The 15,566-nt window shown below is 66.7% G+C and carries 17 protein-coding genes and 1 tRNA gene; 13 read left to right on the forward strand and 5 right to left on the reverse strand.

Annotated features, from left to right (window positions below):
• The first annotated feature begins 135 nt into the window (after nt 1-135).
• Both QM597_RS01140 and QM597_RS01145 read left to right on the forward strand, forming a co-directional pair.
• A complete protein-coding gene (locus QM597_RS01140; RefSeq protein ID WP_415003043.1) occupies nt 136-1,299 on the forward strand; it encodes a DNA cytosine methyltransferase in 1,164 nt (387 codons plus the stop codon).
• A complete protein-coding gene (locus tag QM597_RS01145) occupies nt 1,292-1,804 on the forward strand; it encodes a GIY-YIG nuclease family protein (protein WP_415003044.1) in 513 nt (170 codons plus the stop codon). Before QM597_RS01140 ends, QM597_RS01145 begins: the two co-directional genes overlap by 8 nt.
• Nucleotides 1,805-2,329: 525 nt before the next feature.
• On the opposite strand, the gene QM597_RS01150 is transcribed toward QM597_RS01145, so the two are convergent.
• A complete protein-coding gene (locus QM597_RS01150; RefSeq protein WP_415003045.1) occupies nt 2,330-3,136 on the reverse strand; it encodes a crotonase/enoyl-CoA hydratase family protein in 807 nt (268 codons plus the stop codon).
• A gap of 42 nt (nt 3,137-3,178) precedes the next feature.
• On the opposite strand from QM597_RS01150, the gene QM597_RS01155 reads away from it, so the two are divergent.
• From QM597_RS01155 to QM597_RS01165, 3 genes are all read left to right on the forward strand, one after another.
• Nucleotides 3,179-3,424 (forward strand): hypothetical protein, encoded by a 246-nt coding sequence (locus QM597_RS01155; RefSeq protein ID WP_415003046.1) that lies wholly within the window; start codon nt 3,179-3,181, stop codon nt 3,422-3,424.
• Nucleotides 3,425-3,489: 65 nt separating this feature from the next.
• Nucleotides 3,490-3,735, forward strand: a complete 246-nt coding sequence (locus tag QM597_RS01160; RefSeq protein WP_415003047.1) for a type II toxin-antitoxin system Phd/YefM family antitoxin — start codon at nt 3,490-3,492, stop codon at nt 3,733-3,735.
• Nucleotides 3,732-4,121, forward strand: coding sequence for a type II toxin-antitoxin system VapC family toxin (locus tag QM597_RS01165; RefSeq protein ID WP_415003048.1), 390 nt, complete (start codon nt 3,732-3,734; stop codon nt 4,119-4,121). The genes QM597_RS01160 and QM597_RS01165 overlap by 4 nt, the downstream gene beginning before the upstream one ends.
• Nucleotides 4,122-4,234: 113 nt before the next feature.
• Here the strand turns inward: QM597_RS01165 and QM597_RS01170 are convergent.
• Nucleotides 4,235-4,317: transfer RNA gene (locus QM597_RS01170), tRNA-Leu, on the reverse strand.
• 116 nt (nt 4,318-4,433) lie between these two features.
• Between QM597_RS01170 and QM597_RS01175 the strand changes: the two genes are divergently transcribed.
• From QM597_RS01175 to pknB, 6 genes are all read left to right on the forward strand, one after another.
• Entirely contained in the window at nt 4,434-5,162 is a 729-nt protein-coding gene (locus QM597_RS01175) for an FhaA domain-containing protein (RefSeq protein WP_415003049.1), read from the forward strand.
• Nucleotides 5,162-5,659 (forward strand): FHA domain-containing protein, encoded by a 498-nt coding sequence (locus QM597_RS01180; protein WP_415003050.1) that lies wholly within the window; start codon nt 5,162-5,164, stop codon nt 5,657-5,659. The genes QM597_RS01175 and QM597_RS01180 overlap by 1 nt, the downstream gene beginning before the upstream one ends.
• A 2-nt stretch (nt 5,660-5,661) precedes the next feature.
• The gene (locus QM597_RS01185) at nt 5,662-6,939 is read left to right on the forward strand and encodes a BofC C-terminal domain-containing protein (protein WP_415003051.1); all 1,278 of its coding nucleotides are present in this window, start codon (nt 5,662-5,664) and stop codon (nt 6,937-6,939) included.
• Complete coding sequence (locus QM597_RS01190; RefSeq protein WP_415003052.1) at nt 6,936-8,306, forward strand: FtsW/RodA/SpoVE family cell cycle protein; 1,371 nt, start codon at nt 6,936-6,938, stop codon at nt 8,304-8,306. The genes QM597_RS01185 and QM597_RS01190 overlap by 4 nt, the downstream gene beginning before the upstream one ends.
• Nucleotides 8,303-9,772, forward strand: coding sequence for a peptidoglycan D,D-transpeptidase FtsI family protein (locus QM597_RS01195; RefSeq protein WP_415003053.1), 1,470 nt, complete (start codon nt 8,303-8,305; stop codon nt 9,770-9,772). Before QM597_RS01190 ends, QM597_RS01195 begins: the two co-directional genes overlap by 4 nt.
• 79 nt (nt 9,773-9,851) lie before the next feature.
• Nucleotides 9,852-11,570 (forward strand): Stk1 family PASTA domain-containing Ser/Thr kinase, encoded by a 1,719-nt coding sequence (gene pknB, locus QM597_RS01200; RefSeq protein ID WP_415003054.1) that lies wholly within the window; start codon nt 9,852-9,854, stop codon nt 11,568-11,570.
• Between the two features lie 75 nt (nt 11,571-11,645).
• Here pknB and QM597_RS01205 read toward each other — a convergent pair whose 3' ends face one another.
• Nucleotides 11,646-12,368, reverse strand: coding sequence for a DUF881 domain-containing protein (locus tag QM597_RS01205; protein ID WP_415003055.1), 723 nt, complete (start codon nt 12,366-12,368; stop codon nt 11,646-11,648).
• A gap of 104 nt (nt 12,369-12,472) precedes the next feature.
• On the opposite strand from QM597_RS01205, the gene QM597_RS01210 reads away from it, so the two are divergent.
• Entirely contained in the window at nt 12,473-12,922 is a 450-nt protein-coding gene (locus QM597_RS01210; protein ID WP_415003056.1) for a cell division protein CrgA, read from the forward strand.
• 263 nt (nt 12,923-13,185) lie between these two features.
• On the opposite strand, the gene QM597_RS01215 is transcribed toward QM597_RS01210, so the two are convergent.
• Both QM597_RS01215 and QM597_RS01220 read right to left on the reverse strand, forming a co-directional pair.
• Nucleotides 13,186-14,022, reverse strand: coding sequence for a rhomboid family intramembrane serine protease (locus QM597_RS01215; protein WP_415003057.1), 837 nt, complete (start codon nt 14,020-14,022; stop codon nt 13,186-13,188).
• The gene (locus QM597_RS01220) at nt 14,019-14,543 is read right to left on the reverse strand and encodes a peptidylprolyl isomerase (RefSeq protein WP_415003058.1); all 525 of its coding nucleotides are present in this window, start codon (nt 14,541-14,543) and stop codon (nt 14,019-14,021) included. Before QM597_RS01220 ends, QM597_RS01215 begins: the two co-directional genes overlap by 4 nt.
• A 225-nt stretch (nt 14,544-14,768) precedes the next feature.
• Between QM597_RS01220 and QM597_RS01225 the strand changes: the two genes are divergently transcribed.
• Complete coding sequence (locus tag QM597_RS01225) at nt 14,769-15,542, forward strand: enoyl-CoA hydratase/isomerase family protein (RefSeq protein ID WP_415003059.1); 774 nt, start codon at nt 14,769-14,771, stop codon at nt 15,540-15,542.
• Nucleotides 15,543-15,566 lie beyond the last annotated feature (24 nt).

The following is a 15,566-nucleotide window of genomic DNA, read 5'->3' on the forward strand; positions in this document are numbered from 1 at the left end:
GACCTCCCGGTCACCGTCGGCATCAACGGTTCCATCACCGACCACACCTCGTCAGAGATCTCCTGCCGCATCACCGTTCAAGACTCACCCATGCGAAGACGAAACCACTTGATCAACACGCCCTAGGGTGCTCATATGGGAAACGTGACCCTGATCGACGCCGCCCGGCCGCGCGTGCTGGAGTTCTTCGCTGGGATCGGCCTCGCTCGCATAGGGCTGGAAGCGGCGGGGTTCCGGGTCGCCTGGGCCAACGACTACGAACCTGACAAGAAGGCGATGTACGACGCGCACTTTGGCGAGTCCGCCGGCCACACCTTCTCGCTTGGTGACATTGCCGAGGTTCCGGCCGCTGATCTGCCACGGGACACCGCACTCGCCTGGGCATCGTCGCCCTGCACCGATCTTTCACTTGCAGGTTCACGGGCAGGTCTGGCGGGCACACAATCTGGGACGTTCTGGCACTTCGTGCGCCTTCTTCAAGAGCTCGAAGGCCACCGCCCACCGGTGGTCGTACTGGAGAACGTCGTTGGCCTGGCCACGTCGCATGGTGGTGATGATCTGACAGCGGCGATCCGTGCCTTCAACGAACTCGACTACTCGGTTGATGTCCTGTCCATAGATGCCAGGCGATTCCTCCCGCAATCACGACCTCGCCTGTTCTTGGTCGGAGCCAAGAACCCGCCCACTGACGTGCCCGAGTCCAACTCTGAACTGCGACCCGACTGGCTTCAATGGGTCTTCGGCGACGAATCGCTGAGAACCCATCGCGCTCAGATCCCAACACCCCCTGCGCCGAAGACACAAGGGCTGGGTCAAGTCATCGAGGACATTCCTTTGACGGACGAGCGCTGGTGGGACAGTGCTCGAACTAGCGCATTCGTCTCCTCTCTTTCCTCAACTCAATCCGCGCGACTCGCAGAATTGAAGAGAGGTAGTGGGGTCAAGTACCGGACGGCCTACCGTCGCACGCGCAACGGGGTCGCGGTATGGGAAGTCCGTCCGGACGACATTTCCGGATGCTTGCGCACTGCCCGTGGCGGCTCATCCAAGCAGGCCGTCGTGCGGCTTGGAAACAATCGTCTCCAGGTTCGCTGGATGACACCCCGTGAATACGCACGCCTTATGGGTGCCGATGACTACGACCTGAGCAAGGCGCGCACCAACCAGGCATTTTTTGGCTTCGGCGACGCTGTGGCCGTCCCTGTCGTGTCCTGGCTTGCAGAGAACTATCTGATGCCCCTCGTGCGCGGCCACATGGCGCCCGGAGAGTCGGTCAACGAGGAGGCCGTCAATGGGTAGCAGGGGCATCGCAAGCTACAACGAATCCGACAAGAGGCCGCCGACGAAGAAGTCGATGCCAACTCGCTTCGTGCAGGGTTTTCGCGAACTACTCACAGAGGCTCTCGACACAGTCGACCCGGCGAGCAGCAAGAAGCTCAACAAGTGCATCGGCGTGTACGCCTTCTACGACTACGACGGCGAGCCGATCTACGTCGGGCAGACGCGGGAAGACTTCGGCACGAGGATCGGACGACACCTCCGCGGTCAGCGCTCCGACACCCTTGCCTACCGCATTCTCGATCCATTTGAGGTCGCCGACGTGGAGTTGTACCCCATCGAGGACCTCAGAACCGACCCTGACAGGAAGTCGAAACTCGATGCGATCGAGTACTCGGTCTATGTGAACGCGATCAAGAACTCGAAGTACCAGGCCATCCTCAACGAGAAGATCCCTCCCCGTCTCAACGCCCGTCGCCTTGCCCGCGTCATACCGTTTCGGTCTCATACCCCCGGACATGCGTGAAGATCGAGAGCATCCCGACGTGCGCATTGCTCGTAGGGCCGAGACACTCGCCAGAGTCGCAGCCGTCGCTCATGAGCGCGGTGAAGTCTCGGCTGGACTTCGCCGCGTCATAGTGATTCAGGCAGTTCGACTGGCGGACCTCGCGGCGGCGCGTCTCGCCTACGCAGAAGGCCGCGTGCGCCCCGCGCCCGATGCAATCGACGTACCCGCACTTGTCGGCAACGTGATGGCCGAACTCTCACACGAGAACGAGTCCGACTAAGAACATGCTCCCATAGGTGAACCTCGATCCCTGAGGAGCGAGCGCAGCACATTCGAAGGGACCCGCCCACAGCAGGCTTCGAGGCTCGCTCGTTCCTCGCTCGCACCTCAGCCAACGGGACCTACTGGCGGAATCTCTATGAACATGCACCATATAGCCTCGGGACTGAGAACTGACCCCACGCCGTGCCCCCACCTGAGTTCGATGACTGCGGATCCGGGGTCGAACTTCTCCCTCGTGGCTACGTCATCAGGGCATCACAGCTAACGCAGGGTGCGGGGGCCGAACGCGGGAGCCTCGCCCGTGGTACCGGCCTTCCGGGCGATCTTGGCATTGGCCGATCGGAGCATGTGGAACTGCAGCCGCCGCTCCAGCGCGAACTGCGCGCGGACACTACGCCGCGCGGCCTCGTTGAGCAGCCGCTTGGTGCCGCTGACCGAATCCGGTGAACGCGCGATGAGCTGATCGGCCAGGTCGAGCGCGAGCTTCTCGGGATCGGTATCGCAGCCCGTCGCCAGTCCCCACGCGGCAGCCTGCTCCCCGGAGAAGATCTCGCCGGTCATCGTCAGCCGCTTGGCCAGGTCCAACGGCACCTGCTCGACCAGTGGGATCGTGCCGCTCATGTCCGGCACCAGGCCCCACTTGGCCTCCAGCACCGACCATTTCGCGTCCGGCGTCGTGAACCGGAAGTCGGCCGCGAGTGCCAACTGGATACCCGCACCGAAGACATGCCCGCGGGTGATCGCGATGACCGGTACCGGAAGGCGACGCCACGCCCACAGCGCCTGCTGGAACAGGTTCGTGCCGCGCAGCGGGTTGGGAACGAAGCCCAGGGCGACCCGTCGCGGCTGCTTCATCACGGCGGGGAAGTCCAGGCCCGCGCAGAACGAGTCGCCCTCGCCCGACAACAGCACGACCCGCAGGTCACGGTTCGCGGACAGCTGCGACGCGCTCGCCAGGAGACCGTCAAGAATCCCGAAGTCAACGCCGTTGAGCTTGCCGGGACGGTTGAGCCGCACCCGGGCGACAGGGCCGTCGACGTCGGTCACCACGCGAGGAGCAGAAGCCATGCGCCCGATGCTACGCGGCGCGCGTCGGGCTAGGGTCGGATCATGGACCCGATCGGCATGGTCATCTGGGGCGTGGGCCTGCTGGCCGTCGGCACCGTGATCGCCGCAGCGCTCGGCTGGCGGACGCCGGCGGTCCCCGTGGCTGCGCTGACGGGGATCGGCTGCATCGCCACGCGATTGTTCAGCGACGGCGACCTCTCGCGGCGCTGGACCGCACTGCCCGCCGCAGCCATCTGCGTCGTCGTCGCGCTGACGCTCCTGTCCTGGCTCCGCACCGCCCACCGCTGAGCCGCTTCCGTGCCTCTCGCCAGTCGCGCCGCCTCAGAAGTGCTACAGGGTGCTACATTCGGGGCATGGAGGCGATCAGTCAGCGCGAGTTGCGCAACGACAACGCCGAGGTGATCCGCCGCGTCGAGGGCGGCGAGTCCCTGACGGTGACGCGCCGCGGCGTCCCGGTGGCCCGACTGGTGCCCATGACCGAAGACACCCTGCGATGCGAGCGCCCCGCGCGCCTGCGGGTGTCGTTCTCCGGCCTTCGCCGTGTTCGCGCCGAGTTGTCGTCACAGACCGTGCTCGATGACCTCCGAGGGGAGCGATGAGCCGCTGGCTGCTGGACTCATCGGCCGCCTTGAAACTGGTCCTGGAGGAGGACGAGTCTGCGGCGCTCGCGGCAATCCTTGACGGGTTCGACGGCGATCTGGTGGGCTGCTGGCTCCTGGAGACCGAGGTGCGGCGGGCAGCGCAGCACGTGGAGTCTCTCGATCAATCCATGGTGTCGGCTGTGCTGGCCGGCGTCTCACTGTTCGAGCTCTCCTCGTCGGTGTTCCGCGAGGCTGGACTCCTGCCGGGGCAGAGCCTGCGGTCCCTCGACGCGATCCATCTCGCCGTGGCGGTCCGCCTGGGCGTTGACGCCGTCGTGACCTACGACCTGCGCATGCAGGAGTCCTGCCACGCACTCGGCCTGGATGTCGTCGCCCCGACCTGAGATCGATACGAAGCGTGAGGGGGACCCGCGCGTTCTCCTCACATCACCGGCCCAGGAAATGAAGATCGGTGGGAGGGTTCAAGGAGCGAACCTTCCCACCGATCTTCGTCGCGTGCGCGAGGGGGGATTTGAACCCCCACGCCCATAAGGACACTGCCACCTGAAGACAGCGCGTCTGCCGTTCCGCCACTCGCGCGACATCGTCCGGCAACGCCGAACGGGAAGTGAGTCTAGCACCGGTCAACGACACCGTGGAGCGGGTGTCGATACGATCAGGGTGGCACACGACTCGTCAACGGGAAAGGGGCTGTCATGGCCGGAGTGCTCCAGCGCTTCGAGCAGCGGCTCGAAGGTGTGGTCACCGGCGCGTTCGCGCGCGCCTTCCGCAGTGCTGTCCAGCCGGTCGAGATCGCTGCGGCCCTCCAGCGGGAAATCGACAACAGCGCGCAGATTCTGTCGCGCCACCGCCGGCTCGTACCCAACGACTTCACCGTCGAGTTATCCCCGAGCGACCACGAACGGCTCGTCCCCTTCGGCGAGACACTGACCAACGAGTTGTCGACCCTCGTCCGCGAATACGTCCACGAGCAGCGCTACACCCTCGCCGGACCCCTGACGATCTCCTTCACCGAGGCCCCCGAACTGGGCACCGGCCGCTTCCGTGTCCGCAGCCGCACCAACGCCTCGGTGCGCTCAGCCGCCAGTACCGACGTGAGCGACTCCGCAGCCCGCAACGCCGAGGCCCGCCTCGAGATCGGCGGCACCCGACACCCCCTGACCCCGCCCGGCCTGGTCATCGGCCGCGGCTCGGAATCGGACCTGCGCATCGACGACCCGGGCATCTCCCGGCGGCACTGCGAGATTCGCATCCACGACACCGGGGAGGCCGTCCAGATCACCGTCCTGGACCTCGATTCGACCAACGGTGTGATCCTCAACGGCCATCGCGTTTCCTCGGCGCCAGTGCCCGACGGATCCGAACTGCGCCTCGGCAACACCACCATCCTCGTCCGGCTCACCCCTCGGGAGGACCCGTCGTGATGTCGGAACTGACGCTGACGCTGATCAAACTCGGCTTCCTGGCGGTGCTGTGGATCTTCGTGTTGTCGGCCGTCTCGGTCATCCGCACTGACATCTTCGGCACCAAGGTGCCCAAACCACCTGCGGCTCGCAGTGCTTCGACGCCCAAGAAACGTGTCACCCCTCCCGCCGCCGCGCCCCGCAAGCCCCGCAAGTCCCAGCGCGGTACCCCCCAGACTCTCTATATCGTCTCCGGCCCGAACGCCGGCCAGAGCGTCCCGCTCGGTGACGAGCCGATCCTGCTCGGGCGCGGAACCGACGCCGCGATCCGACTCAACGACGACTACGTCTCGACCCGCCACGCGCGCTTCTCCACCAACGGCCAGGAGTGGTTCGTCGATGACGTCGGCTCCACCAACGGCACGTTCATCGGCAGCCAGCGGATCACCAATCCCGTTCCGATCACCCTCGGGACCCAAGTCCGCCTGGGCAAGACGATCGTCGAATTGCGGAAGTGACGATGAGCCACCACCTCGCCCTGCGCTACACGGCCCTGACCGATGTCGGACTTCGGCGCTCCAACAATCAGGACTCCGGCTACGCCAGCTCGCACCTGCTGCTGCTGGCCGACGGCATGGGCGGCGCAGCGGCCGGCGACCTCGCCTCGTCAGCAGCCGTCACCGTCATCCGGCGCGCCGACTCTGGCACCGACGACGACGCACTCGACCGGCTGAGCGAGGCCGTCGACGCCGCCAACCGCCGCCTGGGCGACCTCATCGAGGCCGATCCAGCCGTCGAAGGCATGGGCACCACCATCGAAGCGATGCTGTGGGACGGCCAGCGGTTCGCCGTGGCCCACCTCGGCGATTCACGCGCCTACCGCCTGCGCGACGGCGAGTTGACGCAACTCAGCACCGACCACACCTTCGTCCAAAGCCTCGTCGACGAAGGCCGCATCACCCCCGCTGAGGCCCGCTACCACCCGCACCGCTCCCTGCTGCTGCGTGCGATGCTCGGCCGCGACGACTTGGAGGTCGACTACTCCTGGCTGGAGCCGCGCGAGGGCGACCGCTACCTGCTGTGCAGCGACGGCCTGTCCGACATGGTCACCGACGACCTCATCGCTGAGGCGCTCGCCGCTGATTCCATCGACGTGGCCGCCACCGAACTGGTGCGCCTGGCCCTCGAAGGAGGCGGGGCCGACAACGTCACCGTCGTCATCGGCGAGATGGTTGACGCCCGTGCCGAAGCCGATTCGGGCCTTTCCTGCGCCGACGGTCGGCCGCACCTCGTCGGCGCAGCTGCCGAGGCACCGCAGCCGCGCATCAGTGCGGAGGTCGACCTGCACGACTCCACTGCAAGCTTGGCGGTCGATCCTGAGGAACTTCGTTACGCGCCACGGCCCCCGTCTCGCTGGCGCGCTCTGTGGTGGGCCGCGTCGATCCTCACCGTCCTGCTGGCCATCGGTGCCGCCGGCTGGCTCGCTTACCAATGGAGCCAAGAGCAGTACTTCGTCAGCGAAGACGACGGCTACGTCGCTATCTACCGTGGCGTCAACGTCGATCTGCCGCTGCTTACGCTCAAGCACCTCGAATCGGTCACCGACCTCGACGTCGACGACCTCCCCTCCTACCAGCGCGACCAGATCCGCGAAGGTATCGAGGCCAACAGCCTCGACGACGCCGAGCAAATCGTCGACGACCTGCGCGACGAAGCCGCGCCCGAATCCAGCCCGACCCCTTCGCCGACCGTGCCCACCACAACCCCCTCCACAGCCCCGGCGGTGGTGACGCAGTGAGCGAGGCCGCCTGGATGCCGCGCAAACGCCGCGGTGCCGAACTCGTCTTGACCGTCATGGCTGTCGCTTTGGCGATCTTCGCCTATTGCGCGGTCGGTCTGGGCGCGAAAGGGCGCGTGCCGGCCGGAGTGGTGGGCCTGTCGATCACCCTCATCGCGGTCGCGGTCGCGGCGAACCTGCTGATCCGCCGGTTCGCGGCCTATGCCGACCCGGTGCTGCTGCCACTCGTGCTGTGCCTCAACGGCCTCGGCCTGGCGATGATCTACCGGATCGACCTCGGCTACCGCGAGATCCGCGACCACTGGGGCAGCCTGGCACCCAACCAGCTCATGTGGACCGCCCTCGGCCTGCTGGCCTTCGCCGCCGTGCTGCTCGTCGTGCGTGACCATCGGCGACTACAGACCCTCGGCTACAGCTTCGGTCTCGCGGCCCTCGTGCTGCTGATCCTGCCGCTGTTGCCGGGCCTCGGCCAGAACATCCGCGGCGCGCGCATCTGGATCAGCCTCGGCCCGTTCAGCTTCCAGCCCGGTGAAGCCGCCAAGATCTGCCTGGCGATCTTCTTCGCCAGCTACCTCGCCCAAAAGCGAGACGTTCTCGCGCTGGCCGGCCGCCGCGTCGCGGGTATCGACCTGCCACGGGCCCGCGACCTCGGACCGATCATCCTCGGTTGGCTCATCAGCATCGGCATCCTCGTGCTGCAGCGCGACCTCGGCTCGTCACTGCTGTTCTTCGGACTGTTCGTCGTCTTGCTGTACATCTCCACCGAACGGCCCGGCTGGCTGCTCGTCGGCGGCCTGCTGTTCGTCGCCGGGGCCTGGTTCGGCTACCTGCGCTTCGGGCACGTGCGGGCACGCTTCGACGCCTGGCTACACCCCTTCGACGATCCCGACACCAACTTTCAGGTCATCAACGGCCTGTACGGGCTGGCCCACGGCGGACTCCTCGGCCGCGGCTGGGGCCAGGGCAGCCCGGAATCCACGCCGTTCGGCTTCTCGGACTTCATCGCCGCCTCGATGGGCGAGGAGTTGGGCCTGACCGGGATCATGGCGATCCTGCTGATCTACGGTCTCATCGTCGAGCGCGGCCTGCGCATCTCGCTAACCTGCCGGGACGCCTTCGGCAAACTACTCGCGGCGGGCCTGGCGATCTCGCTCGCGCTGCAAGTGTTCGTGGTCATCGGCGGTGTCACTCGGCTTATCCCGCTGACCGGCCTGACCACGCCCTTCCTCGCCCAAGGCGGGTCATCCATCGTGATGAACTGGGCGATCATCGCCATCTTGCTGCGTATCAGCGACCAGACCCGGCGCCCCGCACCGAGCGTCCGCCCGGTCACCGAGGACGAGGCGACCCAGGTGGTGAAGCTGTGAACACCCCGATCCGCCGCCTGGCCATCGCCTGCCTGGTGCTGTTCCTGGCGCTCATGGGCAATGCGACGTGGATCCAGTACGTCCAGGCCGGCGATCTCAACGCCCGGCCCAACAACAAGCGTGTCCTCGACGACGAATACTCCCGCGAACGCGGGGCCATCCTCGTCGGCGGCGAACCCATCGTCGAGAGCGTGCCGTCGAACGACCAGTACGTCTACCAGCGCACCTACGCCAACGGCCCGCTGTACGCCCCGATCACCGGCTACTTCTCCTACACCTACGGCCGCTCCGGCATCGAGAACAGTCAGAACTCGATCCTGTCCGGTAGCGACGACCGGCTGTTCGTCAACCGGGTCGTCGACCTGCTGGCCGACAACCAGCCGAAGGGCGGCAGCGTCGAGTTGACCCTCGACCCGGTCGCGCAGAGCACCGCCGCCGCCGCACTGGCCGCCATGCCCGAGGGAACCAAGGGTGCCGCTGTCGCCCTCGACGTCAAGACCGGCGCGATCTTGGCGATGGTCTCCCAGCCGTCCTACGATCCCAACGCGCTCGCCTCGCACGACTTCGCCGCAGTCCGTCAGACCTGGGCGGCGCTAGACGCCGATCCGAACAAACCCACCCGCAATCGGGCCACTCAGGAGATCTTCCCGCCGGGGTCGACCTTCAAGTTGGTCACCGCCTCGGCGGCCATCGCCAACTTGAACCTCACCCCCTCCTCGATCGTCCAAGGCGGCTCTCAGCTGACCTTCCCCGGCATGGACTACACGCTGCCGAATGCCGGCGGCGGAAACTGCGGCGGCGAGCAGATCACCTTGGAGCATGCGCTCAACGTCTCGTGCAACGTCAGTTTCGGCTCACTGGCCATGCAGGTGGGGCAGGGCGCGCTGGCCGAGCAAGCCGCCAAGTTCGGCTTCGGAGACAAGGTCATCGAGCAGGTGGCCTCCTCGGCGAGCCGGTTCACCCAGGGCGGCGACGACCTGGAGGCCCCGCAACTGGCGCAGTCCGGCATCGGTCAGTTCGAGGTGGCCGCCACTCCGCTGCAGATCGCCATGGTCGCGGCCGGGATCGCCAACGACGGCGTCGTGATGAAGCCCTACCTCGTCGAAACGGTCCGTGACCCGAGCTTGCGGGTGCTGGAGGAGGCAGACGGCGGCGAGGAGTACAGCACCGCGCTGACTCCCGATCAGGCCGCGATGCTGCAGCAGATGATGGTCAGTACCGTCCAACAGGGCACCGCCTCGTCGGCGCGCATCGATGGTGTCGAGGTCGGCGGCAAAACCGGCACCGCCCAGCGCGGCGGCGGCCTGCCGAACCTCGCCTGGTTCGCCTCCTATGCCAAGTCCGGCGACCGTCAGGTGGCCGTGGCCGTCATGGTCGAATCGGCCCAGGCCACCGACGATATTTCCGGCGGGCGACTCGCCGGACCGATCGCCCGCGCGGTCATGGAGGCGTTGCTGACACCATGATGACCCGAGCCTCCGACGCACCACAGATCCCCGCCGACTTCGGCCCCTTCGCCCTCGACTTTCTGGGAGAATGACCCACATGACCGAATCGCACAACCCCGCGCTCCTCGGCGGCCGCTACGAACTCCGCGAGGTTCTTGGCCGCGGCGGCATGGCCGATGTCCGGATCGGCACCGACCTGCGCCTGGGGCGCGCGGTGGCCGTCAAGCAGTTGCGCGCCGACCTGGCCTCCGACCCGACCTTCCAGGAGCGGTTCCGCCGCGAGGCCCAGTCGGCCGCCGCATTGAACCATCCCTCCATCGTCGCGGTGTATGACACCGGTGAGGCACCGAACGCCCAGGGCACATCGATCCCCTACATCGTCATGGAATTGGTCGAGGGCCAGACGCTGCGCGAGGTGTTGCGCGACGGCCGCAAGATCCTGCCCGAAAGGGCGATGACGATCACCGCCGATATTCTGAGCGCGCTGGACTACAGCCACCGCTCGGGCATCATCCACCGCGACATCAAGCCGGCCAACGTCATGCTGACACCCACCGGCCAGGTCAAGGTCATGGACTTCGGCATTGCGCGGGCCATCGCGGACTCCTCTTCGGCCATGACGCAGACCGCTGCGGTCATCGGCACCGCGCAATACTTGTCGCCCGAGCAGGCGCGTGGCGAAACCGTCGATGCGCGCAGCGACATCTACTCAACCGGCTGCGTGCTGTACGAGTTGCTGACCGGACGCCCGCCCTTCGTCGGCGACAGCCCGGTGTCGGTGGCCTACCAGCACGTACGGGAGGAGGCCCGGCCGCCGTCGCAACTCAATCCCGAGGTGTCGATGACGATCGATCACATCGTGGCCAAGGCACTCGCCAAACGAGTCGACGACCGGTACCAGTCGGCCGCCGACATGCGCCGCGACATCGACCGAGCGGTGGCCGGCCACCGTGTCGATGCCCCGACCACCACCGCTCCCGTGGTCGGTGCCACGCAGGTAGCCCCGGCGGTCGCCCCGCCCCCGCGCGATCCGGGTGCCCGCCGCGCGCTGCCGACGGAGGAGGACGAGCAGAGCGGCAAAGGTAAGTGGTGGGCCATCGGCGCGCTCGTCGTCTTGCTGCTGATCGCGGCAGGCTTCGGTATCTGGAAGCTCACCGAGCCCGATACCCCGGATGTCGCCCAAGTCGAGGTGCCCGATGTCGCCGGGCAAACAGTCGAAGCGGCCACGGGTCGACTCACTGAGGCCGGATTCACCGTCGCTAGCGAGCAGGAGACCCGCGCAGACGCCTCAGTGCCCGAGGGGTCGGTTATCACCACCGACCCGGCGGCCGGCCAGGAAGTTGACGAGGGCAGCGAGATCACGCTCATCGTCAGCAGCGGACCCGAACCAGTCGAGGTGCCCGATGTTCGTGATCTCACCTATGACCAGGCTGCGGCCACCTTGCAGGGCCTTGGCCTACAGGTGACCCGGGAGGACCGTGACTCCGAAAAGCAGAAGGACACGGTCATCCAGACCAATCCGCCGAACGGCACGATGGTCGACCCCAATACGACCATCACGCTCATCGTTTCCAAAGGCCAGATCACTGTGCCGAACATCGAGGGTATGGATATCGAAGCTGCCAAGTCGACGCTCACCTCGGCCGGCTTCGACGTGTCCAAGATCGCCCAGCAGAGTGATCCGACGTCCTCGGAAACCGCCGGTACGGTAATCGCGCAGTCGCTGACGGCTGGCTCGAAGGTGTCTTCGGACTCGTCGATCTCGCTGACCGTCTCGGCTGGAACGGGTACCAGCACCACTGACTCCGGCGACTGACGCCACCTGCGGCCGGACCGGTCATTGAGGTGCGAGCTTGCGAGCCTCGAAATGACCCGCCTGCGGCAGGCTTCGTCAGTCCTGGAGGACGGTGGCGTGCTGCAGTGCGACCTGGCCGGTATAGGCCGGGGCGACGAGCGACGGTTTGGTCTCGGTCTGCAAACCGAGGCCGTATTTGCGCGCGTACTCGCGGTACACCTCGACCTGTGCCGAGCCATCGAGACCGGCCTGCAACTTCGACGGAGTGCCGATGGCCTCGATGACGTAGGGCGGCGCGTACGGAACGCCGTCAACAACCACCGTACTGCCGACGCACTTGATACCCGACGTCGACACGAGCCGCTGCCCCTGCAACGTCACCGCACGTGCGCCGCCGGCCCACAGAGCGTTGACGAATCCCTGGATGTCCTGCTGGTGGACGACGAGTTGGTTCGGGTCGACTGCGTCGTCGTCAGACGAGCGCGGCGCGTCGGTCAGCGTGACGCGCATCCCCGATCCGCTGACCACTTCGACCCCGGCGGCAAGAGCGGCGTCGTCGGCCGCAGCGAGTAGCTGTTCCAGCTCCGGCGACCCGACGGCGGCCGAGAGATCGGCGATCTGATCCTCCAGCGCGGTGGCGCTTGATCGCTTGACCTCGACCTGGCGGGCACGATCTTGCAGCAACGTACTGATGTCGCCGCCGACCGAGCGCAGATCCGAACCCCGCGAGGTGACCGCGCTGGACACGAAAACGTACCCGGTCAACACGCTGACGCACAGCGCCCCGATCCGCCACGCGCGCGAATCCACTTCTGCCATGCCGATCTCCCGGTGTCTCGGTGCGGTGACTACGCTAGCGGAGGCACCGCTTCGGTCCGCCGATGCGCACTGTTGTTTTCACCACCGAGACCAGAGGTATACCTGTGAGCACGAAGCCCTCCTCGACCCCACGTTTCCGCGGCGGCTGGTGGCATCCGGCCGCCATCGTCTTGGGTGTGCTCGGAGCCGGCTGGCTGGTGGCCTGGCTGTTCTACACGATCGAAACGAACCTGCCCGGTCCGCACATCCCGCAGTTCGTCACCGACCTCGGCAACTGGAACTGGGCCATCGCTGCGGTATTACTACTGGCCGGCTCGTGGGTTGCCTCGGGCACGCGCCCGGAGCCGGCACCGGGGGCGAGCCTGGGCTGGCGCTACGCCCCGCACCTGATGATCGCCAGCGCGCTGATCGGCCTGCTGTGGATCGTGACCTTCTACACGATCTCCAACACCGAGGTCGACCTGCCGGTCATCACCGACCTCGGCAACTGGAACCTCGTGGTCGGCATGGGCTTCATCGTCGCGGCCTTCGGTTTCGCGACCAAGTGGGAGTAGGCACTTACGTCAGTAGGCGGGTCCGGTCATTGAGGTGCGAGCGCAGCACACCTCGAAATGACCCACCCACGGCAGGCTTCGCCCTTCGAGGCTCCTCGTTCCTCGTCGCACCTCAGGACCCGGCTCCGACCGCTTGCGGCCTACGCACCCAGCCAGCGGACCTACCGGCGGGTAATGACACCGGTGTAACTATGCACAGTGTGCATAACCCCTGTGGATAACTAGCGCCTCCCGCGTCACACCGGTCACAACGACCGGCGGGGCTAGACCGTCAGGGACGCGGTGCGCAGCACGACGATGCCTGCGGCCACCGCGACGAGCAGCAGCACCCCGAGACCCTGTGCCAGCGCCCCGCGGCGCGGCGGCACCACCACCAGCGCCAGGCCGAACAGCACCCCCGCGACGAAACCGCCCAGGTGCCCCTGCCAGCTGATGCCGCCCTGGAGGCTCATCACCGCGTTGATCGCCAGCAGCACGATCAGCGTGCGCACATCCTGTCCTGCCTTCAACAGCACCACCAGCGCCAGGCCGAACAGCGCGAACACCGCGCCGGAGGCACCGACCGTCACCGTGTGAGGGCCGGACAGCCAGTACACGACCGCCCCGGAGAACAACGCCGCCGCCAGGTAGAACACCGCGAAGCGCACTGTGCCGAGCACGTTCTCCAGGAACGGCCCGAACAAATACAGCGCGAGCATGTTGAAGGCCAGATGCAGGACGCCCACGTGCAGGAACGCCGAAGTCACCAGCCGCCAATACTCGCCGCCGGCCACCCCGTCAATCAGGTGATCGTCGTAGACGACCAGGTCTCCGACCAGCGAACCGTAGACCTCCAGGTCGCGCAAGCCGAGCAGATCGGTCAGGACGAAGATCGTCACGTTCACGCCGATCAGCGCCAGCGTCGCCACCCCCGCGTGGCCCGGCAGCGCTCCCCCGGCCACCGTGCGCGGCTGGCGCACCGCCTTGGCCCCCGACGAAACGCACTCGGGACACTGGAATCCCACCGCCGCCTCGCGCATGCACTCCGGGCAGATCGACCGGTCGCACCGCTGACAGGCGATGTAGGCTTCCCGCCCCGTGTGGCGGTAGCAGACGCTCACGCGCGGGTAATGCTGACCTTCTCGACCACGACAGGCTTGACCGGGCGGTCGAAGCGGTCGGTGTCGACCTCGACGACCATGTCGACGACCTTCTGGCTGGACGGGTCGGTGACCTCGCCGAAGATCGTGTGCTTGCGGTTGAGCCACGGGGTCGCGCCGACGGTGATGAAGAACTGCGATCCGTTCGTGCCCGGCCCGGCGTTGGCCATCGCCAACAGGTAGGGGCGGTCGAACTTCTTCTCCGGATGGAACTCATCGGCGAACTCATAGCCCGGTCCGCCGGTGCCGGTGCCGAGCGGACAGCCGCCCTGGATCATGAATCCGGAGATGATGCGGTGGAAGCCCAAGCCGTCGTAGAACGGCTCGGTGCTGACCGACCCGGACTTCGGATTGACCCACTCCTTAGTGCCCTCGGCCAGGCCGACGAAGTTCTCAACCGTCGCCGGCGCGTGATCGGGGAACAATTCGATCTGGATATCGCCGAGATTGGTGTGCAAGGTGGCGATCAACTGGGCAACCACGGGAATCCTTTCGGGGGGAACGATCCTCGTTCATTGTCCCACGCCCCACGGTCCCCATTTGTCACCCACGCTCGGCACGTCGGACGTGATTTGCGCGATAATCGTCCCTATGAAGCCCCTCTCTCGTCGCATTCTGCTGTTCCTCGCGCTCGCCGGCCTCGCCGCGACCGTCATCGGCCTGGCCACCGCCGACCGCGGCGGCGTCTACGACCCGCAGGAGCGGGCATGAGCGTCGAGATCGAACGGCACGGCGACATCGCCGTGATGACCTTCGCCAATGGCGACCTCAACCTCTACACGCTGGAGTTGCACGCCCAGTTCGACGAGGCCCTGGACCGGCTCGACGCCGCGCCTCCGCGGGCGCTAATCGTGCGCGCGAGCGGCAAGCTCGTCACCGGAGGGGTCGACGTCGCGCAGTTCTACGCGCGTAAGACCAAGGCCGACACGCTCGACCTGTATGACCACATGCTCACGTTGACGCACCGCTTTGCAGCGCTGGAGTATCCGACGATCTTCGCCGCGCACGGGCTGACATTGACGTGGGGCATCGAGATCGCCCTGGCCTGCGACGTCCTGATGGCGACGCCTCGGGCCAAGTTCGGCCTGGTGGAGCGGGTCATCGGCCTGACACCGACGATGGGCGGCACCCAGCGGTTCGCCGAGCGGGCCGGCACCGCGCGCGCCAAAGAGTTCGTCTTCAGCGGCGACCTGTACGACGCGGCGACGCTGGAGCGCTGGAATGTCGTCAACCGGGTTCTGGAAGATGAGGATTTCGACGCGGCGGTGCTGCGGTTCGCCGACCACCTCGCGACCGGCCCCACGAAGGCGTTCGGGGCGGCCAAGGAGATCCTGCGGCACTTCGCCGCCGGAGGCGTGGCGCAGGCCGACGCGCACACGACCGCTATCGCTGCGGAACTGTTCGACACCGAGGACCTGCAGAGCGGCATGGTCTCGTTCCTGGAGAACGGCCCCGGCAAAGCCACCTTCAACGGCCGCTGACCGGGACCGGATCAGGCCCACGGA

The organism is Aeromicrobium sp. (genome assembly GCF_047607065.1).
Lineage (GTDB): Bacteria > Actinomycetota > Actinomycetes > Propionibacteriales > Nocardioidaceae > Aeromicrobium.